This is a genomic window from Leucobacter sp. GX0328 (genome assembly GCF_053567315.1).
This window is the reverse complement of the sequence record NZ_JBSGPC010000002.1, coordinates 425,921-447,823: the sequence shown is the minus strand read 5'-3', so window position 1 is coordinate 447,823 and position 21,903 is coordinate 425,921. Positions and strand designations below refer to the sequence as shown.

The following is a 21,903-nucleotide window of genomic DNA, read 5'->3' as shown; positions in this document are numbered from 1 at the left end:
TCTTCTCCATCCGATCGCTCGGTCGTCCATCGGCGCGGTATCGGGGCGATGCGCGTGGCGCGAGGGCTCCCGCAGCACTGATGCATACGCTGAGTACATGGCCAGTATCCCCTTCACTCTAGCCGCGCTCGCGACGTCGGCGGTGCCCGGCCTCGAGGTCCTGAGCGTCGGCCCCCACGATGAGGACACGGCGTATGCCACCGCTGTCATCGACACGGATCGCGGCGAGCTGCTGGTGCGCGTGCCCCGCAGCGGGCCGGCCGAGGTGCGCCAATCGGCCGAACTGCTCGGCCTCGCGGCGCTCACCGAGGGGTCGCGCGCGCTGCTGCCGTTCTCGGTGCCCGAAACGCTCGGCATGACGCGAGCGGGCGAGACACGCGCCGTGGTGTCGACGTCGCTGCCCGGGCTGCGGTTCGCGGTCGAGGATCTGGCGGAGGACGCGATCCTCGTCCCCGAGATCGCGAAGGCGCTGGCGGCGATCCACGATCTACCCACGACGATCGCGCATCACGGCGGGCTCCCCGTGCGCAGCAGCCGCGAACTGCGCGAGCAGGTGGGCCGGCTGGTCGAGCGCGCGGAGGGCACGCGCCTGCTGCCGCAGACCGTGCGGGAGCGGTGGATGTCGGTGCTCGACAGCAGCGAGGTCTGGGATTTCGCGCCCACGATGGTGCACGGTTCGCTCGACGCCGCGCAGCTGCTCGTGGCCGACGACGTCATCGTCGGCATCGAGGGCTGGTCGGAGTTCGGCACCGGCGACCCGGCCGTCGATTTCTCGTGGCTGATCGCAGCTGGCGCGGGGGTGTTCGAAGCGGTCGTGCCGCGCTACGGCAACCTGCGCAGCGCGGGATCGCTCGCCTCGCTCACCGTGCGCGCCCGGCTCTACCGCGAGCTCGAGGTCGCCCGCTGGCTGCTGCACGGCGTCGAGGCGCACGATCAGGAGGTCGTCGACGACGCCGTCGCGATGCTCGACCGGCTCGTCGACTCCCTGATCTCGGTGCCCGTCGCCGCTGCGTCGCGGCCGACGCTGAGCGAGCAGGAGGTCGAGGCGATGCTCGAGGAGACCCCCGAGGTGGTCGACCATCTCTCGGAGACCGCGGCGTACGAGGCGCTCGACGAGGACCGCATGTTCGGGGTCGAGCAGGCCTTCGTCGAGACCGACGCCCCGGACGGCTCCGGGACGGGCGCAGACGCAGGGGCGGGCGGAGGCTCCGAGGAGTCGGGTGCCGAGGCCTCCGAATCCTCGGCCGACGCGGAAACCGATGTCATGCCCGACATCCGGCAGCACGACGACGCGTCGGAGGACGCATCGGCCGCCGCCCCGGACGATGCTTCGGATCACCCGACCGAGCCCATCGGCGACGAGGATATCCCCCGCTGAGCCGACCGGGCCGCCGAGGAGGGCAGCTGGCCGGCGAGCATCGCGACGAGCGCGAGGGCGAAGCCGAGGAGCTGCACGGGAGTGAGGGATTCTCCGGCGATCGCGGCGCCCAGGATCGCGGCGACGAGCGGGGACAGCAGGCCGAGCAGCGCGGTCGCGGTGACCGGGAGGCGTCGGATGCCTGCGAACCAGATCGTGTAGGCGACGAGCGCCCCCGCGATGCCGAGCCACGCGTAGCCGAGCCACGCGGCGCCGTCGATGTCGGGCGGTACCCCGTCGATGAGCAGCGCGGGCAGGAGGAGTACGAGACCGGCGGCGGCGAGCTGCCATCCCGCGAGCGATATCGGAGAGACCCCCTCGGGGCGGCCCCATTTCTTCGTGAGCACGACCCCGGTGCCCATCGACACGGCTCCGGTGAGCCCGGCGATGACGCCGACGGGAGACATCGCGGCGTCGGGCCCGAGGACGACGAGGGCGACACCGCTCATGCCGAGCACGCCCCAGCAGACCCGCCGAACCGACAGCCTCTCGTGCAGAATCACCACGGCGAGGAATGCGACGACAATGGGCTGCGCGGCCCCCAGAGTGGCGGCAACGCCGCCGGGGAGCTCCTGGGCCGCGACGAACAGCAGCGGGAAGAATGCCCCCATATTCAGGGTGCCGAGCACGAGGCTCCGCCACCACCAGGCCCCGCGCGGCAGCTGCCGAGCGATGAGCAGCGCGATCGCCCCTGCCGGAAGCGAACGCATCATCGCAGCGAACAGCGGATGCCCCTCGGGCAGCAGGTGCGTGGTGGCGATGTAGGTGGTTCCCCACACCATCGGCACGATCGCGGTGATCGCCGTCCACGTCGCTCGATTCGGGGAGGCGCCCGGAGCTCTCTGCGATGCCGGGGCGGGAGTCGTGATGCTCATGCACTCATCGTCGGGCCACTCGCCTCATGTGTCCAATAGATTGTTGCCATATCAATGATGCATTGAGACCATAGATGCATGGAATTGCAGCAGCTGCGGTACGTCATCGCCCTCGCAGAGGAGATGAACTTCACGCGCGCCGCCGAACGGTGCTTCGTGGTGCAGTCATCGCTCAGCCACCAGGTCAAGGCGCTGGAACGCGAGCTCGGGGTCGCGCTGTTCGCCCGCAGCAGCCGCCGCGTCGAGCTCACCGCCGCCGGTGCAGCGTTCGTAGCGCAGGCACGGGCGAGCCTCGCTGCCGCCGAGCGGGCCGTGTCGGACGCCGCCGCGGCGAACGGACGCATCCGTGGAACCCTCACCGTCGGGGTCATCCCCACCGTGACCGCGATCGATATCCCCGCCGGCCTCGGGCGATTCCATCGCACCCATCCGGAAGTGCGGATCAGACTGCGCGGAGGCGGCAGCGACGAGTTCATCGCAGCAATCCGCGCGGGCCGAATGGATGCCGCCGTCCTCGGCCTCCCCGACAGCACGCCCCCGATAGGCGTGAACGCACGCGTCCTGGCCCGTGAACGCCTGGTCGCTGTCCTCTCCTCCGCGCACCGACTCGCACGGCGACGACGGCTGCGGCTGGTGGATCTCGCCGACGAGGTATTCGTCGATTTCCCCGCCGGCACCCCGGGCCGTGCGCCTTCCGATCTCGCGTTCCATGCGGCCGGAGTGCGTCGCGACGTCGCATTCGAAGCGATGAGTACCGATCTCATCCTGGACCTGGTCAGGCAGGGCCTCGTCATCGCCCTGCTCTCACCGGCCGTGGTGCCGACCGGCGCCGACGACCTCCGCACGATCCCTGTCGCCGGAGGCCCGACCCGTACCGAATACCTCGCGTGGAGCGCATTCAATCCCGCACCGGCAGCGCAAGCGTTCCTCGACATGCTCCGCCCTCCCGCGCTCGACGGGGCCCGGAACGACGCGGCGCTCTAGGCGGGGCTCTGCAGGCGATGCGCCGCCTGCAGCCACGCCTCCTCGAGTTCGGCGAGCGTGCACAGTTCGCCGCCGCGCAGCTCGACCCCCTCGGCGACGTAGAACAGCGAGACGTCGATGCGCTCGGGGGCGACGCCGGCCCACTGCGCGTACGCGTGCCGGTACAGGTCGAGCTGGAAGAAGCGGGTGGCGCGCTCGCGCTCGTTCCGGGGCGACCGACCGGCCTTCCAGTCGACGACCTCGTAGCGCTCCTCCCCGGCCTCGTCGCGGTCGAGGTAGACGGCGTCGAGCTTGCAGACGAGGGTTCTGCCGGCGAAGGGCAGCGTCACCTCCTGTTCGACGGCGATCGGCATGCGGCCCGCCCAGCGCGACCGCTCGAACTGCTCGATGAGCGGTTCGAGCTCGCGTTCGGTTTCGAACTCGGCGATTCCCGGATCCCACTCCTCCGGGTCGTAGCCGAAAAGGGTCAGCGCCGTGCCGGCGGCCGTGGTCGCCCGGCGTTCGACCCACTCGTGGAAGCGGTTGCCGATGCGCGTGCGCCGGTACGGGCGCTGCGGCACGGGGCGCAGGCGCCCCCGCTCCGCCTGCTCGGGATGCTCCACGAACTCGTGGAACGTCGATGCGGTGATGCGTTCGGGCAGCGCCGCGGCCTGCGCCGCGCCCTGCGCATCGCGCTCGGCGAGCAGCAGGCGCACCGTCTCGTCGATCGGCGCGTCGGGCCGCGCCGGCAGCGCGAGTTCGCGCCGCACCGCCTCGGCGGCGCGATGCACCGGCCGGGCCCGGGAGCCGAGGGGGTCGAGCGGCCAGCGGAGCGTGAGCTCCTCGACCTCGGACGGGTCGGTCTCGTGCGCGCTCGCTTCGGGCAGCCCTGAGATGACGCCGGATTCCTCGAGCTCGCGCAGGTAGCGCGACGGCGGCCGCGGCTTCGTCTGCCCCGCCCAGAACGAGCCGCTCAGCAGCAGCCGACCGGCCGAACGGGTCACCGCGACGTAGGCGAGTCTGCGCTCCTCCTCGGCATGCCGCTCCTTGAGGGCCTCCCGGTACTCCGCGATGCGATCGCGCAGCTCCTGCTGCGTCGCCGCGATCCGCCAGTTGAGCTCGGGGCGCGCGGCCGCATCGCCGCGCAGTTCGTCGGGCAGCTGCCCGCTGCGCAGCCAGCCGGCCCCGCTGCGCGAAGCGCCGGGGAACTCCCCCTCGACGAGCCGGGGCACTGCGACGATGTCCCATTCGAGCCCCTTGGAGCCATGGGCCGTGATGAGCTGCACCGTGCCCGGTGCCGGGGCGGCGACGCGTTCGGCGACCTCGTCGGCCTCGGTCGCCCGCTCGATCCATTCGAGCAGCGACGGCAGCGTGCCCCGCGAGTCGACCGCGAGATAGCCCTCCACGAGCTCCGAGAAGACTTCGAGATTGTCGAGGGCGGCGGCTCCCCCGTCGTGGCCCCGCGCCTCGTTCGCCTCGAGCTCGATATCGAGACGCAGCGCGTGCACACAGGCGGAGATCAGTTCGCCGATGTCACCGCCGACGCGCTGGCGCAGCGCCGCGAGCATGCGGCCGGCATCGCGCAGGCGCTCGACACCGACCCGGCTGATGCCGGCGAGCGCGCGGTGCTCCGGGTCCTTGATCGAGACGATCTGGTCGAGCGCGTCGATGAGCGTGAACCGCCGGTCGGGGTCGGGCAGCACGCTGTCGGCGCGGCGATCCTCTTCGCTGAGGCGCCGCAGCGAGAGATCTCGTTCGGCGAACCAGCGCGCCGCATCGCGCAGGCCCGCGATATCGGCGACGCCGATGCGGAACCTCGGCCCGACGAGCAGGCGGATGAGGTCGCCGCCCGCATCGGCGTACCAGATGCAGCGCAGAGCGCTGACGACATCGGTGACCTCGGGCGTGGTCAGCAGGCCGCCGAGCCCGACGATGCGGTTCGGCACGCCCGCCTCGGTGAGCGCGGCGGCGAAGGCCGCCATGGGGCTCCGCTTGCGGAAGATCACCGCGGCGGTCGGGAGCTCGCCGTACTCGCGGAGGTGCTGCTGCCGCGCAGCACCCATCCACTCGGCGAGCCGCTGCCGCTCCTCGTGCACCGTTTCGGCGAAGAGCCATTCCACGTCTCCGGCCGCGGCACCGGGCCGCGGCCGGAGCTTCGGCACGTCGATCGCGGCGTCGGCCGCGAGGGGCGCCGCGATCTCGTTCGCGGCGCCCAGCACCGCCTCGGGGTTGCGCCAGCTGGTCGAGAGCGTCAGGGTCGCGGGCGCCCCGGCTTCGGTCGTCCGTCCGCTGCCGGCGGGCTTCCGGCCCCGGAAGTCCTGGTGGAACGACTGCAGCCCCTCGGCCGAGGCACCGCGCCAGCCGTAGATCGACTGATGCGGGTCGCCGACGGCCATCACGGCGGCACCCGCGAAGATCTTGGCGAGCAGTCGCGTCTGCCCCACCGAGGTGTCCTGCACTTCGTCGAGCAGCACGACCCCGTATCTGCTGCGCAGCAGACGGGCCGCTTCGGGCGCCCGTTCGAGGGTGCGGGTGGCGAGGGCCAGCTGATCCGAGAACTCGATGAGGCCGCGCCGCTGCTTCTCCGCCGCGTACTCCGCTGCGAGACGGGTAATCAGCGGAGTCTCGCCGAGGTGCGCCACCGCGTCTCGCACGGGAGCGTAGATCTTGCCGCTGCGCTCGCCGTGCAGCTCCTTCTCGTTGTAGGGCAGCCGGATGACGCGCCCGAACTCCTCGACGACCTGCTCGACGCGGGCGAGCGAGGTGAGATGGTCTGACACGGAATGATCCATGCCGATCACCTGGCGGATGAGCTCGGGGGTGCGCAGTTCGCTGTCGCGGAGCCCGGCATCGGAGCTCGCGAGGATCACTTCGCGCGCCACGCGCCACGCCGTGGCCTCGTCGATCACCGCCGCGCCGGGCGGAATGCCCGCGGCGGTGCCGAACTCCTGCAGCACCCCGGCGGCGAAGGCGTTGTAGGTGCTGACGTCGGGCAGCGCGAGGCCGTCTCCGAGCTCGGCCGCGAGCCCGGTCGCCCGCAGCGCCTCGGGCTCCGTGAGTAGGCCCCGCTCCGCCGCATCGATCAAGCGCGAGCTGAAGGTCTCGAGGCGGGCGACGATGCGGTCGCGCAGCTCTCCTGCGGCCTTCCGCGTGAAGGTGAGGCCGAGCACCCGCTCGGGGGCCACGAGCCCGTTGGCGACGAGCCACACCACACGGTTCGCCATCGTCTCGGTCTTGCCGCTGCCGGCTCCCGCGACGACGAGCGCGCTGCCCTCGAGCCGGTGCTCGATGACCGCGCGCTGCTCATCGGTCGGCGCGAGCGGTGCCTTGCCCGGCTCGGCCAGCAGCTCCGCGATGCGCGCGGCCGAGAACACGATGTCCTGCCTGCTCCCCCGTTCCGATGTCATGCGCGTTCCGTGCTCCGTTCCGTTCATGCGCGGCTCACCGCCCGGATGATGTGCAGGCGGCAATCGCCCGGCTGGTGCGGGTCGGAGCAGTGGTGCTCGACCCGCGCCGTGAACGCGCCGGCCGCCATGACCTCGGCGATCTGCTCGACGCGCGCTTCGAGCTCGGCGCCCGCTGCTACGGAGAGGGGCTGCTGCACCCGTTCGACGAACTCGGCCTGCTTCGTGGCGTCCGGGTGCACGTACAGCAGGCGCGCCCCGCCGCTCGCCGCGCCCTCGTCTGGCGGATCCGCCAGGTCGAACGCTCCCCGCGAGACTCCGAGCTGATAGGCCTGCATCTGCACGTGCTGCTCGGCATCGGCCTTGCTCGGCGGGGTGCGCCCCGTCTTGAGGTCGAGCACCGTCACTTCGACCCCCGACGCGGTACGGCGCTGCTCGAGTCGATCGGCCATGCCCCGCAGCTCCGCCCGACCGATCTCGATCGCGAAGCCCGTCTCCCGACCGATGAGCTCCCGGTCCGATGCATCGAACTCGCGCAGATAGGCGGCGAGACCGTCGGCCATCGCGGCCGCCGTGCGGCGCGCCCGCTCGGCCTCCCATTCGGCGTCGAACGGCAGCTTGCGCCACTCGCTCATGATCGCGGCGAGCAGCTCCTCGGGGTCGTGGCCCTGCGCCGTTTCGAGCGCGTGGTGCACGAGCGTGCCGATGCTCGCCTGCACGCTGCCCGTACCGCCGCCGAGCACGGAGACCGCCCAGTTCAGCGGGCACTGCTCCGCGGCTTCGAGGCGCGACGGGCTGACCGGGATGCGCGCGTCGCCCGCGTAGAGCGGCGCGTCGGTGCTCGGCGGCAGTACGCCGTACCATTCGTCGGGGTGCGCGCCGGGCACCGCCTCGCGGGCGAGCTCCGCGAGCGAGGCGAGCGCCTCCGCGTCGAACTCCTCCCCGTCGTCGAGCGAGGTGAGCCGTCGCCGCATCTGGGCGGTCGCCCCGCGCAGGGTGAGGCGAGAGCTCGGCAGACCATGGACGAGATGGTCGCCGCCGAAGGCGAAGAAGGGGCTCGGGTGGTGCTCGTCGTCGGCGATCGCCGCGACGAGCAGTTCGTCGCGGGCGCGGCTCACCGCCTGTGCGAAGAGCCGCAGCTCGTCGTGCACCGTGTCGCCGCGCGAGGCGGTCGTCGCCTCGCCCCCGCGCAGCCAGCGCTCGAACGCCACGGTGCCGAGCAGCGAGCCGCGGGAGCGGAGGTTCGGCCATGTGCCGTCCTGCGGGCCGACGATCGCGACGAACGAGAACTCGCTGCCGACCGCGCCCTGCGGCGTGGTGACCACGACGGCGTCGCGCGCCGCGGAGCGGGCCAGCGAATCCTCGGGCACCGCGCTCTCGAGCAGCTCGCCGAGTATCTCGCCGATCGGTCGTTCGCTGTCCTGCTCCTCGTGGCGCTGCAGCGCGAAGAACAGCCCCAGCACCGCATCGAGCGAGCGATTCGCCTCGTCCGAACGCGCCCCGCGGCCTGCGAGCGCTTCGTCCTGCCAAGGGCCGGCGAGCTTCGTACCGTCCCACAGCGCCCAGAGGGCCTCGCGGGGCGTGCCGCCGGCGCGGTGCACGGCGGCCCCGGCTGCGGCGATCGTCCCGATGCGCCGCAGCGCGCGCCCGCCCGAGCTGTCGACCGCGGGCTCCGCACCGGGGAAGCGGAAGGCGTCGAGCACGAGCTCGTCGACGTCCCGCGCGTCGCGCTCCTCGTCGCGTGCCTCGCGCCGCTCCTGCATCATGAGCGCGCCGCGCAGGCGACGCACCGCCACGGGGTCGAGACCGCCGATCGGCCCGGCCAGCAGTTCGAGCACGTCGTCTGCCGCGATGGGGTGCAGCCCGATCGCGTCGCGCAGCAGGGCGATGAGGTCGCGCACCACGCGATGCTCGCGCAGCACGATGCCGCCGGCCGCCACTCCGGTCGGCACCTGGTGCAGGGCGAGCCCGCGCGCGATGCGCGAGGCCTCGGAGCGCGACCGGCAGATGACCGCCATCTCGCCCCACTGCGTGACCGGGCCGTCGAGGCCGAGGCGCCGGCTGCGCAGGCGGTGCGCGACCGTGCCCAGCTGCTCGGCCGGCGACGGCGCCCGCACGAAGCGCACGATCGCACCGTCGCGCTCATCGGCGCCAGCGCTCGCGCTCGCATCCGCATCCGCCGCGACCGCCGCGCGCTGCTCACCGGCCGCCGCCGCCCCGACGCGCGACGTCAGGCTCGCGACGAGCCCGCGCAGCGCCCCGCCGTGCCGATGCACGGTCCCGAGCACGCCGAACTGCTCATGCGCATCGTGCGGCCCCGGCGATCCGGACGAAGCCGGTGCTCCGCGGCGTTCCAGCTCCGCAGCGAGGTTCGCGAGCGCGCCGGTGCGTTCGCCGTGGAAGGCCGAGGTCGCGATGTCGGGGTCGCCGAACACCCAGACCCGGCTGCCGGCGGCGGCGCAGGCGGCGAGCAGCCCGAGCTGCCCCTCGCCGAGCTCCTGCGCGTCGTCGACGAGCAGGAGACGCGGCGGGCGCACCTCGCCCGCGCGGAGGGCCCGCGCGGCGGCCCGCAACAGCGCGCTCGCGCTCAACTCGTCCGGGTGCTGATCGGCACGGCGCTCCTCGGTGCGTTCGATCACGTCGAGGGCCGAGAGCCACAACCCGACGAGCGCCTCGGGCGGCGCCGACGAGAACGCGTCGGCCGTCGCAGTGCCGGCGAGTCGGCCGAGGTCTGCGCGCACCTGTGCAGCGTCGAGGGCGAAGTCGTCGAGCACGCGCGAGAATTCGCGCAGCTCCGCCCGGAACGCCGCAGTGCGCAGCACCTCGCCCGCGATCCCGCCGAGCTCCGGGGGCGCGGCCGCCGGGCTCCCCTCGACGAGCTCTTCCACCACCGAGGCGATGATCTCGTCGTGCAGCGTGCCCGTCATGAGCCGCGGTGCCGTCGCATCCGTCCGGGCCGCGGCCTCGGCGAGCACCGTGAACGCGAGCGACGCGGGCGTGCGCGCCGGCACGCCGCCGATGGCGCGCTGCACACGGTGTTCGATCGCAGCGCGCAGTTCCGAGGCGGGCCGGCGCCCCGGGGCCACGGCCAGTACATCGTGTTCGCTCCAACCCGGCAGGTCGAGCGCGCGGGCGGTCATCTCGATCAGCACCGCGCTCTTGCCGGTGCCCGGTGCGCCGAGGATGCGGGCGTGCCGGGTCGGGTCGAAGGCGAGCACGGCGGCCTGCGACGGGTCGGGTCGGATCATGATTTCAGCCTACTGAGCACCGCCGACATCGCGCTCCCGGCCGGCGACGGGCGGCATCCCGCCCGCCCACGCGGCGCTGCGCCCGCACCGGCGCCATCACTATGCTGAAGCCTGACGGTCTGCAACGGAGCAGGAGGAGCCGAAGTGCACAATCGCGCCACAACATCGAATCGTTCGACCACCCCGCCGCCGACCGCGCCGCGCGGGCGCCGGGGGCGCCGCCTGCGGCGAGCGCTGCTCGGTCTGCTCACCGCGATCGTGGTGATCGCCGTGGTGGCGACGGGGTTCGGCGTGTGGACGGTGCAGCGGGCGTTTCCGCAGACGGAGGGCCGCATCGACGTGGCGGGTCTCGAGTCTCGGGTCGATGTGCAGCGCGACGCGCTCGGCATCGCGACCATCACCGCCGATTCGAGTCACGATCTCTTCTTCGCGCAGGGCTTCGTGCACGCGCAGGATCGCTTCTGGGAGATGGATTTCCGGCGGCACCTCACGAGCGGCCGGCTCGCGGAGCTGTTCGGGGAGTCGCAGCTCGGCACCGACAAGTTCTTGCGCACCCTCGGCTGGCACCGCATCGCCGAGGAGGAGGTCACGGCGCTGCCCGCGGAGACGCGCGCGTACTACGAGGCCTATGCGGCGGGAGTGAACGCGTATCTCGCGGAGCGCTCGGGCGGGGCGCTGTCGCTCGAGTATTCGGTGCTGGCGCTGCAGCATGCGGGCTACGTGCCCGAGCCCTGGACTCCGGCAGATTCGGTGGCGTGGTTCAAAGCGATGTCGTGGGATCTGCGCACGAACATCGAGGACGAGACGGCGCGGGCGCTGCAGGCGCGATCCCTGTCGCCCGAGGAGCTCGCCGAGCTCTACCCGGGGTATCCGTTCGATGAGCACCCGGTGATTCTGGCCGATGACCCGGCGGCAGCGGCCACCACGGCAGCGGCCGGGGTCGCTGGCGGTGACGGGGCGAGGGCGGCACCCGCTCCAGGGATCGCCGAGCCCGCTGCCGACGCGGCCGCTCCGGGGCCGGCGGCGCCCGCGGAGGGCATCGCGGCCGCGATTCCCGATGCCATCCCCGAGGTGCAGCGCGCGATCGCGGAGGTCGACCGCCTGATCGCCGCGCAGGGCGAGGGCGTCGGCTCGAACTCGTGGGTCGTCTCGGGCGAGCACACCGCGACCGGGAAGCCGCTGCTCGCGAACGACCCCCATCTCGGAGCGGCCCTGCCGTCGGTGTGGACGCAGCTGCAGCTGCGCTGCCGGGTCGTCGACGAGAGCTGCCCGTTCGATGTGGCGGGCTTCAGCTTCTCGGGGCTGCCGGGCATCGTCATCGGGCACAACGACCGGGTCGCCTGGGGCTTCACGAACCTCACGACCGACGTCGCCGATCTGTACGTGGAGCGGGTCGAGGGCGACGGCTACTGGCGCGACGGAGAGAAGGTGCCGTTCGAGACCCGCACCGAGACCTTCTCGGTCGCCGGCGGCGAGGAGGCGCGGATGGAGGTGCGCGAGACGGTGCACGGGCCGATCGTGTCGGGCTTGACGCCCGACTTCACTGCGATCGCCGAGGAGCCGCGGGTAGGCACGACGTCGGGCGCCGCGGAGACCGGGATGGACCCGTCGGCGGGCGCGACCGGTGCGGCCGTGCTGCCGCCGGGGGAATTCGCGGTGAGCCTGCGCTGGACGGCGCTCGACGCGGGGAGCACGGCGGAGGCGGTGTTCCTCATGAACCGGGCGCGGGGCTTCGACGACTTCCGCGCCGCGGCCTCGAAGTTCGACGTGCCCGCGCAGAACCTCGTCTACGCCGACCTCGACGGGAACATCGGCTACCAGGCGCCGGGCCGGCTGCCGATCCGCGGCGCGGGCGACGGCTGGATGCCGCAGCCGGGCTGGGACAGCGCCTACGACTGGCGAGGGTTCATCCCGTTCGACGAGCTGCCACGGGCCTACAACCCGGAGTCCGGCTACATCGTGACGGCGAACAACGCCATCGTGAACGACGACTACCCCTACTTCCTCAGCCGCGACTGGGACTACGGTTTCCGGGCGGCGCGCATCGTCGAACTGCTCGAGGAGCGCATCGCAGAGGGCCCGGTCGACTCCGCGGACATGACCGCGATCCAGCTCGACAATCGGTTTCCCGCGGCCGACGCGCTGCAGCAGGCCGCTTCGGGCATCGACAGCGCCGACCCGACGACCGCGCAGGCGCTGCGGCTGCTGCAGGGCTGGGACGGGCAGAACGACGCCGATTCGGCCGCCGCAGCGTACGCGAACGTGCTGTGGGAGCGGGTGACCGACGCGATGGTGCGCGCGGTCGGCGGCGAGGACGCCGATGGCGCCGCAGTGATCCCCCGCGACGACCAGGGGCGCTTCGCTCTGTTCTTCGCGCAGCAGCTCGCCGACCCCGGCAGCCGGTGGTTCGGCGACGACCGCGACGCGCTGCTGCTCCAGGCCGCAGAGGCCGCGAGCGCGGAGCTCGCGGGGTTGCAGGGATCGAACCCCGATCGCTGGAACTGGGGCGGGCTGCACGCGCTCGAGCTGCGCAACGGCACCTTCGGAGAGAGCGGCATCGCCCCCGTCGAGGCGCTCTTCAACCGCGGGCCGTACCCGGTGGGCGGCGGCCCGAGCATCGTGAACGCGACCGGGTGGACGCTCGGAGAAGGCTACGGCACCGTCACCGTACCGTCGATGCGCATGGTCGTCGATCTCGCTGCGTGGGATGCATCGACCTGGCAGAACCTCACCGGTCAGAGCGGTCACGCCTTCAATGCACACTACGTCGATCAGACGGCCGGCTGGGCGAGCGGCGAGCCCTCTCCCTGGAACTATTCGAGGACGGCGGTGAGCGCCGCCGCCGAACGGACGCTGATCCTGCGGCCGACCGGGTAGCGGGCGGTGCGCTGCTGGCGAACGACCGGCCGTCGACCGGCGGCGCGCACCGCTTTCGCCTCTAGACTCGGTATCGGCACGGCCGGTACCGGCGACTGCCGGGCACCGACGCGCGCCGCAGCTGCGGCACCGCGCCGGCCCACGATTTGAGGAGGACATCCGTGGAAGTACGCATCGGCATCATTCAGTCGCCCCGCGAGATCAGCTTCGAGACCGATCAGCCGGCCGATGAGCTGCGCGCGGTCGTCGAGTCGGCGCTCGCCGAGGGCAAGCAGCCGCTCGTGAGCTTCACCGACACCAAGGGCAAGCAGTACCTCGTGCCGACCGCCTCGATCGCCTACCTCGAGATCGGCGGCGACAGCAGCCGCAAGGTCGGCTTCATCAACTGACCGTCACGGTAGCCGCCGGCTGCCGAGCACCCCTGCTGAAGGGCGAGAAATCTGACCGTGCCACAGGCATCGGCCCGTTTTCTCGCCCTTCGGCGCCTCTGTTGCACGCCGCAGGCCGACGCTCAGGGAGCGGGCCGCCTCACGACAGCGGGTGCAGGCCGCCGTCGCGCTCATCGACCACCGCGTCGAGCAGCGCATCGGCGGCCTCTCGCTTGCTGCCCGATGCCACGGTGACGAGGTCGCCCGCCGAACCGAGCACGTGCAGCGTGTTCTCGTTCGCTTCGAAGCCTTCGCGCCAACCGACCGCGTTGACCGCGAGCAGGTCGACTCCCTTGCGCGCGAGCTTGCGCCGCCCCCGCTCGAGCAGCTCGCCCTCGCTCTCCACGGTCTCTGCGGCGAACCCGACGATGACCTGCTCGGGCCTCCGCTCGCGCACGAGCGACACGAGGATGTCGGGGTTCTCCACCAGCGCGAGCGTCGGCGCACCGCCCGGCGAATCCTCCTTGCGGATCTTCCCGTCGGCGACCTCGGCGACGCGGTAGTCGGAGACCGCCGCCGCCATCAGGATCACCTCGGCGCCCGTCGCCGCGGCGCGCGCCGCCTGGTCGAGCTCCGCAGTCGTGCTCACCCGCACGGTGCGCACGCCGGGCCTGTCGGCATCGGCGAGCACCGATTCGTCGATATTGGCCGCGAGCAGCACGACCTTGGCTCCACGATCGGCGGCAGCGGCGGCGAGCGCGACGCCCTGCCGGCCGCTCGAACGGTTGCCGATATACCTCACCGGGTCGATCGGTTCGCGGGTGCCGCCTGCGGTGACGAGCACGCGCACGCCGAGCAGGTCGCCGGCCGACGGAGCCTCCGCGGGGTCGGCGGCCGCTGCCGCCTCGAGATCGATGAACCCGGATTCGGCCGCGGCCTCGATGGCAGCAGCATCGGGGCCGGGCCCGATGACCGTCGTGCCGGTGCCCGGCGCGGCGGGATCAGGCGACACGGCCGCCCCGTCGTCGAGCAGCTCGCGCACGCGCTCCGCGATCGTATCCGGCTCGCTCATGCGCCCGGGCCCCGTGTCGGCACCGGTGAGGCGCCCGCTCTCGGGACCGACGAAGTGCACGCCGCGCGAGCGCAGGATCGCGACGTTGTCCTGCGTGGCCGGATGCTGCCACATCTCGGTGTGCATGGCGGGGGCGACGAGCACGGGGGCCCGGGTCGCGAGCAGCGTGGTGCCGAGCAGATCGTCGGCGATCCCTGCAGTCATGCGCGCGAGCGTGTTCGCAGTCGCCGGGGCGACGACGACGAGGTCGGCGCGCTGCCCGAGCGCGACGTGGCGCACCTCGGGCACGTCGTCGTGCACGGAGGTGGTGACGGGGGCCCGGCTGATCGCCTCCCAGGTCGGCTTGCCGACGAAGCGCAGGGCGTCCTCGGTGGGCACGACGTGCACCTCGTGCCCGTCTTCGACGAGCAGGCGAGCGAGCAGCACGGCCTTGTAGGCGGCGATGCCTCCGGTGACTCCGAGCACGATGTTCATGGCTTCATCGTAGCGAGCGGACGGGATCCGGGGCCGGTCGGCGGGCCGGTGTTCTCGGAGAGCGAGGCCGCGATAGACTCTGAGCTATGCCCCGCCTATCCGCCGCACTGCGCGCATGCGGTGTCGCATCGTTCCTCGCGCTGCTCCTGGTGCAGGGCGCGATCGCGGCGCCGGCTGCTGCAGAGGCACCGCCCGAGAGAGCATCGGCGACCGCCGTCGAGGCGCTCGAGACGCTCCCGGTCAAGGGCCGCGCTCCCCGCACCGGCTACCAGCGCACGGAGCAGTTCGGCAAGCGCTGGCTCGATGCCGACGGCAACGGCTGCGACACCCGCAACGACATTCTGCGGCGCGATCTGACCGACCTGGTCATGCAGGGCCGCTGCAAGGTCGTGCTGGGCACGCTGCACGACCCGTACACCGGCGCGACGATCGACTTCGTGCGCGGCGATACGACGTCGGCGCTCGTGCAGATCGATCATGTCGTCGCGCTCTCCGACGCGTGGCAGAAGGGCGCGCAGCAGCTCGCGCAGGAGCAGCGCGTCGCGCTCGCGAACGACCCGCTCAATCTGCTCGCGGTCGATGGCGGCGCGAATGCGGCGAAGGGTGCGGGCGACGCCGCGACCTGGCTGCCGAAGCACAAATCCGCGCGCTGCGACTACGTGGCGCGGCAGGTCTCGGTGAAGGCCGCGTACGGGCTCTGGGTGACGCAGGCGGAGCACGACGCCATGGCGCGCGTGCTCGGCGGCTGCCCCGACCAGCCGTTGCTGGTGTCGCACCTGGCGTCGCATGCCGGCGCAGAAGCCGAGCTCGACGAGGCCGGGGCTCCTGCCGAGACGCCGGTTCCCCCTGCCGAGACCGAGGCTCCGGTCGTCCCTCCGGCTCCGCCCGCATACTTCAAGAACTGCACCGCCGCGCGCGAGGCGGGTGCGGCACCCGTGGTCGAGGGCCAGCCGGGATACGGTCGGCATCTCGACCGCGACGGCGACGGGGTCGGCTGCGAGTAGGCGCCGGGGCCGGTCGCCGCGCCGTCAGGCGCGTTCGAGCAGCACCGCGGCTTCGAGATGCCGCGTGTGCGGGAACATGTCGAACAGCCGCGCCTCGCGCACCGCGAGCGACGGCATGGCCGCGAGGTCGCGCGCCAGGCTCTCGGGGTTGCAGCTCGAGTAGACGACGTGCCGCGACGTCCCGTGCTCGAGCCAGTCGCACAGTTCGGGGCCGATGCCCCGCCGCGGCGGGTTGACGATCACGAGCTCGGGAATCTCGTCGCGGGGCGCCGAGAGGGCGAACGCGGTCGCGTCGGCGGCTTCGAAACGCGCGTCGATGCCGGCGTCGCGCGCGCTCCGCCGCGCAGAGCGCACCGCCGACTCCGAGACTTCGACGCCGAGCACCCGCGGCGCGGCCGGGGCGCCCTGCGATCCGACCGCGCCGGCGGTTCGCCCCATCGCGACCGCGGCGTGCAGGGCGAAGCCGCCGACCCCGCAGTACAGGTCCCAGATCGACGACGGGCCGAGACGCTGGACCCAGGCCGACGCCTGCGCGTACAGCTCGCGCGCGACGGCGGTGTTCGTCTGGAAGAAGCTCTGCGGCAGCAGGTGCAGCGCGAGCCGGCCGCCCGACGCGGCGCTGCCGCCCAAGCCTGCGCCCTCGCCCGGGTCCGTGCTCGAGGCCATATGCAGCGACGATCCGAGCAGCAGTTCCTCGTGCTCCCCTTCGAGCACGGCCTTGTGCTCCGGCAGCAGGTTCACCGACACCACGGCGACTCCGGGCATGCTCTCGCGCAGCTGCGGCAGCCGGGCGCGCAGCACGTCGAGGCCGTGCCGGGTGCGCGTCACGAAGCGGAGCATCAGCTGGTCGTCGGGCGAAACGGTGACGTGCACGAACTTCAGCTCGCCGCGCCGCCGCGGCACGCTGTAGGGCTCGAGACCGGTGCGCTCGATGAAGGCGGCGATCAGCGGGATCGCCGCCCGGATCGCGGGCGCCTGGATGAGGCACTCGCGCAGGTCGACGCCCTCGCCGTCGGGGCCCAGGATGCCGAGGGTCGCGCGGCCCGCGACTCCCCCGACGACGAGCTTCGCCTTGTTGCGGAAGTCCCGTACGGACGACGATGCACCGCCGCCGCCGTCGACGCTCGGCAGCCAGGCCGTCGCCGGCACCTGGGGCAGGAGCTCTCGGCAGCGGCGCTCCTTCGCATCGAGCTGCGCGGCGTACGGCGTTTCGATGAAGGTGCACGATCTGCAGAGCCCCGCCGCAAAGTAGCCGCACTGCGGCGGTGCGAAGCGCAGCTGCTCGGCAGCAGAGGCCGGGGTGCGCGGCATGTCGGTGCGCTCCGAAGTCAAGCCGTCAGGCCCAGGCCGTCCATGCGGCGGATGTGGTCGGCGATCAGCTCGGTGAACACGGGCTCGACCTCGCTCTCGACGAACTCGCGCTTCTCGCTGAGCGAGAGCACGGCACGGGCGACGAGCAGCGTGTCGCCGACGAGGCGGCGGCCCCAGAGCGCGAGCCAGCTCGACAGCTTCGGGTCTTCGGCCAGCGCCTCCTCGAGCAGCCCCTTGAGCTCCGTGCGCCCGGTGTCCTCGCGCAGCAGGGCGACGACCTCGGCGCGGTAGCCGTCCTTCATGCCGCCGGCGAGGCTCGCGAAGAAGTCGTCGAACAGGCCGCCGACGAGGTAGAGCGAGAGCACGTGCTGGTGCCAGTCGACGGTCTCGATGCGCTCGACGTACTCGTCGATGACCGAGCTGAACGGCTCCATGACGGTGTGCGGTTCGTGACCGCGGCGGCGGATCTCGCCGGTGATGCGATGGTGCTTCGAGAGCGTCTCGCCCGCGACGTTCGCGAGGATGTCCTTCGCCTTCAGCGTCGGGGCGCCCGAGACGCCGCGGGTGGCCGCCTCGTAGAGCTCGAGCTGGAGATACGCGGTCAGCCCGAGGAACGCCATGATGCCGGGCGCGAACTCGGCGAGCTCGACCCGCTCGGCATCGTGATCGTCGCCGCCCAGGCGGTGTCGCTGCAACGGCGCGCTCTTACGGCGCAGGCCGCGGATCCATTCAAACACTCTGCCAGCTTACCGTCGGCGGGCGCGGGCGCTGGAATAGACTGATCGCGTACGTACATCAATCACGTCATCGCCGCTGGCGCGGTGGCGGCTGCGCCCCGGTTCGTAATTGAGCGCAGCACTCGAGAACAGAACAGGACCAGGCGTGACGACATTCCTCGAACTCGGGGTCGACCAGGACATGGTCGACGCCCTCGCGAACACGGGCATCCACGATGCCTTCCCCATCCAGGAGCAGACGATTCCGCTCGCCATATCCGGGCAGGACATCATCGGTCAGGCGAAGACCGGTACCGGCAAGACCTTCGGCTTCGGCCTGCCGCTGCTGCAGCGCATCGGCGAGCACCCCGAACCGGGCGTGCAGGCGCTCATCGTCGTGCCGACCCGCGAGCTCGCGGTGCAGGTGTACGAGGATCTCGAGCTCGCCTCGCAGGGCCGCGCGGCGACCGTCGTGCCGATCTACGGCGGCAAGGCCTACGAGGGCCAGATCGAGCAGTTGAAGGCGGGCGCGCAGGTCGTCGTCGGCACCCCCGGCCGTCTCCTCGACCTCGCGAGCCAGCGCGTGCTCGATCTCGGGAATGTGCGCGAGATGGTGCTCGACGAGGCCGACAAGATGCTCGACCTCGGCTTCCTCGCCGACATCGAGAAGCTCTTCTCGAAGGTGCCCGACAGCCGGCACACCATGCTCTTCTCGGCGACCATGCCCGGCACGATCGTGACGCTCGCCCGTCGGTTCATGACCAAGCCGATCCACATCCGTGCGACCGACCCCGACGAGGGCCGCGTGCAGGCGAACATCCAGCACATCATCTACCGCGCGCACTCGCTCGACAAGGATGAGGTCATCGGTCGCATCCTGCAGGCCGAGGGCCGCGGCAAGACCGTCGTCTTCATGCGCACGAAGCGCGCGGCGGCGAAGCTGCAGGAGGAGCTGAACGACCGCGGCTTCGATGCGGCCGCCGTGCACGGCGACCTCAACCAGGATCAGCGCGAACGCGCGATGGCCGCGTTCAAGGCGGGCAAGAAGGACATCCTGATCGCGACCGACGTCGCCGCGCGCGGCATCGACGTCGACGATGTGACGCACGTCATCAACCACACCGTGCCCGACGACGAGAAGACCTACCTGCATCGCGTGGGCCGCACGGGCCGTGCGGGCCGCAACGGCATCGCGGTCACCTTCGTCGACTGGGACGACCTGCACAAGTGGGCGCTCATCGACAAGGCGCTCGAGTTCGGCATCCCCGAGCCGACCGAGACCTATTCGTCGTCGCCGCACCTCTACGCCGACCTGAACATCCCCGAGGGGTCGAAGGGCCGTCTCAAGGCGACTCCGGTGAAGCAGGCCCCCGCGACGCGCAGCGCCGGCGGCCGCACGCGCGGCGGTTCGGGTTCGGGCGAGGCATCGACCGAGGGCGGCGGACGCACGCGCACTCGGCGCCGCACCCGCAGCGCGAACCCGCAGGGCCGCGGGCGGCACGAGACCCACGGCCACGAGCAGCACGGCCACGACACCGAGGGCGGCGGCGAGCCCGGCGCACCGCTGCTGCAGGAGCCCGGCGAGGGCGTCGCCCCGCGCCGCCGGCGTCGGCGCCGCCGCAGCGGCGGAACTGGCTCGACCGGCGAGGGCTCGACCGGCGAGAGCGGCAGTGCCGCGACCGGCGACGCCACGGCGGAGTAGTCGGGAGTCGACAGCAGTCGGGGTGCGGTTCCACCGGAACCGCACCCCGACTGCGTTCGGCGGCCTGAGCAGGCGCCCGCACGTAACCGCTAGAGCTTCTCCGCGCGGATGACGTAGTGCGTGCCGTCGAGCCCGTCGACGAGGAACTGCGCCGAGAACTTCCCGTTCGCGCCCTCCACCAGCCAGTTCGGCTTGAGCACCGGGATCGGTGCGCCGATCGGCGAGATGTCGATGCGCATGCCGAGCTTGACGGTCTTCACGACCTTCGTGCGCACGAGGGCGCGGGCTGCGATCTGGGCGTCCTCGGCGCTCACGCCGGTGCGCAGCTCGCCGAGTCGGTCGAGCTCCTCCTGCCACCGCGCAGGGTCGATCTCTTCGCCCGAGGGCTCGAAATCGGCGATGAAGCTGCGGCCCGAGTGCGCATTCACGAGCACGTTCATGACGGTGCCGGCCGGCTCGCCGCCGTCATCCGCCGTGCGGCGACGAGGGATCAGGCCGCGGGTGCGCACCTGCAGGCGGGCCCACCAGAACGGGTGGAACACCTCGCTGGCCACCGCCTCAGCTCCCGGCACCTTGCGGCGCAGCACGGCGATGGCGTCGCGCTCCGAGGTGAGCCGGGCGAGGCTCACCGCTGCGGTTCCGTCGGGGGCGGACCGCCCGGGGCGCCAGCCCCGGGCGGTCTCTCCGTTACTTGCCAGAGGCATTCTGCGGCACCTGCGCCGACAGCGCATCGTTCTGGCCGGTCAGCATGCGTGCGGGGATGGGACCGATCTTGTCGGTCTCGATGAGCGCCTCCACGATGTGCGCGGGGACGGGGTGCGACTTCTGCGTGGCGAGCGACACGAGGATGAGCCCCAGTGTCGAGCAGACGATGCCGATGCCCATGGGGTCGACGCCGGTCGAGTCGACGAGACCGCTCAGCTGCCAGCCGACCGACGAGACCGTGCCGAGCAGCATCGACGCGATCGCGCCGGGAACGTTCGCCTTCTTCCACCAGGCCGCGCCGATGTACACCGGTACGAAGGCCGCGCCGAGCACGGTGGTCGAGAAGATGACGACCTCCGCGACCGCGGGCGGGTTGTTCACGGCGACGATGTAGCCGATGGCGGCGAGCACGAAGACCGTGATGCGCGAGATCCAGACCGACTGTCGGTCGCTCAGGTTCTTGATGAAGAAGCGCTGGATCAGATCCTGGCTCGCGATGGTGCCCGACTGCAGCAGCAGCGCGTCGGCCGTCGACATGATGGCGGCCATGATGCCTGCCATGACGATACCGACGGCGAAGTTCGGCAGCACCGTATCCGCGACCTCGAACACCGCGAGCTCGGGATTGTCGAGGTTCGGCAGGATGATCAGGGCCATGACGCCGACGATGTAGGGCGCCGGGATGAACAGCAGGTTGAAGCCGGTCGCGTAGAGGCTCGCCGAGCGTGCCACCGAGGGCTTCTTCATCGCCATGTGGCTGACGTTGACGTGCGGCCAGCCCATGTACCCGATCGAGAAGACGAGCACGGCGCCGATGATGACGCCCCACTGCACGGAGCCGATGCCGTCGGGGCCCCACATGGTCAGCAGGTTCGGGTTGATCTCGGCGACGGCCTCGTTACCGGCGGTCCAGCCGCCGATGGCCTGCATGGTGCCGACGAGGATCCAGACCATGCCGATGAGCATGATGATGGCCTGCACGAAATCGGTGTACGCCACGGCGAGGTAACCGCCGAGGAAGGTGTAGAAGACGATGACGCCGACGGCGATGAGCAGCGACCAGGCGTAAGGCACGCCGGTGACCATCTCGAGGCCGCGGCCGCCCGCGATGAACTGGCTCATCACGTAGAAGAAGATGCAGAACAGCGCGATCGGCGCCGCGATCGCGCGGATCCAGCGCGACGGGTAGCGGTGCTCGAGGTATTCGATCGACGTCAGCGACCCGAGGATCTGCGAGAGCTTGCGCATGCGGCGGCCGAGGATCGACAGGTTGAGCACGCCGCCGCCGATGTCGCCCATGGCGTACCAGAGCGAGTAGTAGCCCTTCGTGTATGCGAGCGAACCGGCGCCCAGGAACATGTACCCCGACATCGACGACGACTGCAGGCGCAGCGCGGTGACGGCGGGGCCGAGGCTGCGCCCGCCCAGCAGGTAGCCTTCGGCGCCCTTCGATCCGATCTTGAGCGTCCATACGCCGATGCCGGCCATCGCGATGAAGTAGACGATGAGGAACCAGGTTTCGATGTTCATGCTGCGCCACCGCCCTCGGTGCGAGCAGCCGTGATGCCGGTGTCGGCATCTTCCTCGACGTCTTCAGCACTCCAATGGCGCGACACGTAGACGAACACGAGGGTGTAGATGACCCATATTGAAGGTATACCGAAAATAATTATCGCCGTACTTGCGGGCAAGCCAAACATAAGAACACCTCGCTGTGATTCTTGTTTATGTACACATTAATGCCGGAGCGATCACAGCCTACATCAA

At 71.6% G+C, this 21,903-nt stretch carries 15 protein-coding genes; 6 read left to right on the top strand and 9 right to left on the bottom strand.

The window, feature by feature from the left end; all coding sequences use genetic code 11:
* The first annotated feature begins 97 nt into the window (after window positions 1–97).
* Window positions 98–1,378, top strand: a complete 1,281-nt coding sequence (locus ACUYTF_RS10260) for a phosphotransferase (RefSeq protein ID WP_449279722.1) — start codon at window positions 98–100, stop codon at window positions 1,376–1,378.
* Here ACUYTF_RS10260 and ACUYTF_RS10255 read toward each other — a convergent pair.
* The gene (locus ACUYTF_RS10255) at window positions 1,336–2,292 is read right to left on the bottom strand and encodes an EamA family transporter (RefSeq protein WP_449279721.1); all 957 of its coding nucleotides are present in this window, start codon (window positions 2,290–2,292) and stop codon (window positions 1,336–1,338) included. The two genes, ACUYTF_RS10260 and ACUYTF_RS10255, sit on opposite strands and share 43 nt — an antisense overlap.
* Window positions 2,293–2,370: 78 nt before the next feature.
* Between ACUYTF_RS10255 and ACUYTF_RS10250 the strand changes: the two genes are divergently transcribed.
* The gene (locus ACUYTF_RS10250; RefSeq protein WP_434144129.1) at window positions 2,371–3,276 is read left to right on the top strand and encodes a LysR substrate-binding domain-containing protein; all 906 of its coding nucleotides are present in this window, start codon (window positions 2,371–2,373) and stop codon (window positions 3,274–3,276) included.
* Here ACUYTF_RS10250 and ACUYTF_RS10245 read toward each other — a convergent pair.
* Both ACUYTF_RS10245 and ACUYTF_RS10240 read right to left on the bottom strand, forming a co-directional pair.
* Window positions 3,273–6,662, bottom strand: a complete 3,390-nt coding sequence (locus ACUYTF_RS10245; RefSeq protein ID WP_434144127.1) for a UvrD-helicase domain-containing protein — start codon at window positions 6,660–6,662, stop codon at window positions 3,273–3,275. The genes ACUYTF_RS10250 and ACUYTF_RS10245 overlap by 4 nt on opposite strands.
* 23 nt (window positions 6,663–6,685) lie before the next feature.
* Window positions 6,686–9,907, bottom strand: coding sequence for a PD-(D/E)XK nuclease family protein (locus ACUYTF_RS10240; protein WP_434144125.1), 3,222 nt, complete (start codon window positions 9,905–9,907; stop codon window positions 6,686–6,688).
* A 144-nt stretch (window positions 9,908–10,051) separates the two neighbouring features.
* Here ACUYTF_RS10240 and ACUYTF_RS10235 point away from each other — a divergent pair, with 144 nt between their 5' ends.
* The gene (locus tag ACUYTF_RS10235) at window positions 10,052–12,784 is read left to right on the top strand and encodes a penicillin acylase family protein (RefSeq protein ID WP_434144124.1); all 2,733 of its coding nucleotides are present in this window, start codon (window positions 10,052–10,054) and stop codon (window positions 12,782–12,784) included.
* 161 nt (window positions 12,785–12,945) lie between these two features.
* Complete coding sequence (locus tag ACUYTF_RS10230) at window positions 12,946–13,173, top strand: DUF3107 domain-containing protein (RefSeq protein WP_434144122.1); 228 nt, start codon at window positions 12,946–12,948, stop codon at window positions 13,171–13,173.
* Window positions 13,174–13,312: 139 nt separating this feature from the next.
* Here ACUYTF_RS10230 and ACUYTF_RS10225 read toward each other — a convergent pair whose 3' ends face one another.
* Window positions 13,313–14,698 (bottom strand): phosphopantothenoylcysteine decarboxylase domain-containing protein, encoded by a 1,386-nt coding sequence (locus ACUYTF_RS10225; RefSeq protein WP_434144121.1) that lies wholly within the window; start codon window positions 14,696–14,698, stop codon window positions 13,313–13,315.
* A gap of 86 nt (window positions 14,699–14,784) precedes the next feature.
* Between ACUYTF_RS10225 and ACUYTF_RS10220 the strand changes: the two genes are divergently transcribed.
* Window positions 14,785–15,702, top strand: coding sequence for a GmrSD restriction endonuclease domain-containing protein (locus tag ACUYTF_RS10220; protein ID WP_449279720.1), 918 nt, complete (start codon window positions 14,785–14,787; stop codon window positions 15,700–15,702).
* A gap of 24 nt (window positions 15,703–15,726) precedes the next feature.
* Here ACUYTF_RS10220 and ACUYTF_RS10215 read toward each other — a convergent pair whose 3' ends face one another.
* Window positions 15,727–17,013, bottom strand: a complete 1,287-nt coding sequence (locus ACUYTF_RS10215; RefSeq protein ID WP_434144119.1) for a 23S rRNA (uracil(747)-C(5))-methyltransferase — start codon at window positions 17,011–17,013, stop codon at window positions 15,727–15,729.
* Window positions 17,014–17,030: 17 nt separating this feature from the next.
* A complete protein-coding gene (locus ACUYTF_RS10210) occupies window positions 17,031–17,750 on the bottom strand; it encodes a ferritin-like fold-containing protein (RefSeq protein ID WP_434144118.1) in 720 nt (239 codons plus the stop codon).
* Window positions 17,751–17,895: 145 nt separating this feature from the next.
* On the opposite strand from ACUYTF_RS10210, the gene ACUYTF_RS10205 reads away from it, so the two are divergent.
* Complete coding sequence (locus ACUYTF_RS10205; protein WP_434144116.1) at window positions 17,896–19,431, top strand: DEAD/DEAH box helicase; 1,536 nt, start codon at window positions 17,896–17,898, stop codon at window positions 19,429–19,431.
* Between the two features lie 89 nt (window positions 19,432–19,520).
* Here the strand turns inward: ACUYTF_RS10205 and ACUYTF_RS10200 are convergent, their stop codons facing one another.
* From ACUYTF_RS10200 to ACUYTF_RS10190, 3 genes are read right to left on the bottom strand one after another with little or no spacing between them, the layout of a single operon-like run.
* Window positions 19,521–20,060 carry a hypothetical protein gene (locus ACUYTF_RS10200; RefSeq protein ID WP_449279719.1) on the bottom strand — a complete coding sequence of 180 codons (540 nt, stop codon included), beginning with the start codon at window positions 20,058–20,060 and terminating at the stop codon, window positions 19,521–19,523.
* Between the two features lie 58 nt (window positions 20,061–20,118).
* Window positions 20,119–21,666 carry a sodium/proline symporter gene (locus ACUYTF_RS10195; protein ID WP_434142760.1) on the bottom strand — a complete coding sequence of 516 codons (1,548 nt, stop codon included), beginning with the start codon at window positions 21,664–21,666 and terminating at the stop codon, window positions 20,119–20,121.
* Window positions 21,663–21,836, bottom strand: a complete 174-nt coding sequence (locus tag ACUYTF_RS10190; RefSeq protein WP_434142759.1) for a hypothetical protein — start codon at window positions 21,834–21,836, stop codon at window positions 21,663–21,665. Before ACUYTF_RS10190 ends, ACUYTF_RS10195 begins: the two co-directional genes overlap by 4 nt.
* Between the last annotated feature and the right edge of the window lie 67 nt (window positions 21,837–21,903).

Excerpts from the sequence above, each read along its gene's own strand:
- ACUYTF_RS10190 (WP_434142759.1), bottom strand. The coding sequence starts at position 21,836 with ATGTTTGGCTTGCCCGCAAGTACGGCGATAATTATTTTCGGTATACCT.
- ACUYTF_RS10195 (WP_434142760.1), bottom strand. The coding sequence starts at position 21,666 with ATGAACATCGAAACCTGGTTCCTCATCGTCTACTTCATCGCGATGGCC.
- ACUYTF_RS10250 (WP_434144129.1), top strand. The coding sequence starts at position 2,371 with ATGGAATTGCAGCAGCTGCGGTACGTCATCGCCCTCGCAGAGGAGATG.
- ACUYTF_RS10225 (WP_434144121.1), bottom strand. The coding sequence starts at position 14,698 with ATGAACATCGTGCTCGGAGTCACCGGAGGCATCGCCGCCTACAAGGCC.
- ACUYTF_RS10255 (WP_449279721.1), bottom strand. The coding sequence starts at position 2,292 with ATGAGCATCACGACTCCCGCCCCGGCATCGCAGAGAGCTCCGGGCGCC.
- ACUYTF_RS10215 (WP_434144119.1), bottom strand. The coding sequence starts at position 17,013 with ATGCCGCGCACCCCGGCCTCTGCTGCCGAGCAGCTGCGCTTCGCACCG.
- ACUYTF_RS10240 (WP_434144125.1), bottom strand. The coding sequence starts at position 9,907 with ATGATCCGACCCGACCCGTCGCAGGCCGCCGTGCTCGCCTTCGACCCG.
- ACUYTF_RS10220 (WP_449279720.1), top strand. The coding sequence starts at position 14,785 with ATGCCCCGCCTATCCGCCGCACTGCGCGCATGCGGTGTCGCATCGTTC.
- ACUYTF_RS10260 (WP_449279722.1), top strand. The coding sequence starts at position 98 with ATGGCCAGTATCCCCTTCACTCTAGCCGCGCTCGCGACGTCGGCGGTG.
- ACUYTF_RS10245 (WP_434144127.1), bottom strand. The coding sequence starts at position 6,662 with ATGACATCGGAACGGGGGAGCAGGCAGGACATCGTGTTCTCGGCCGCG.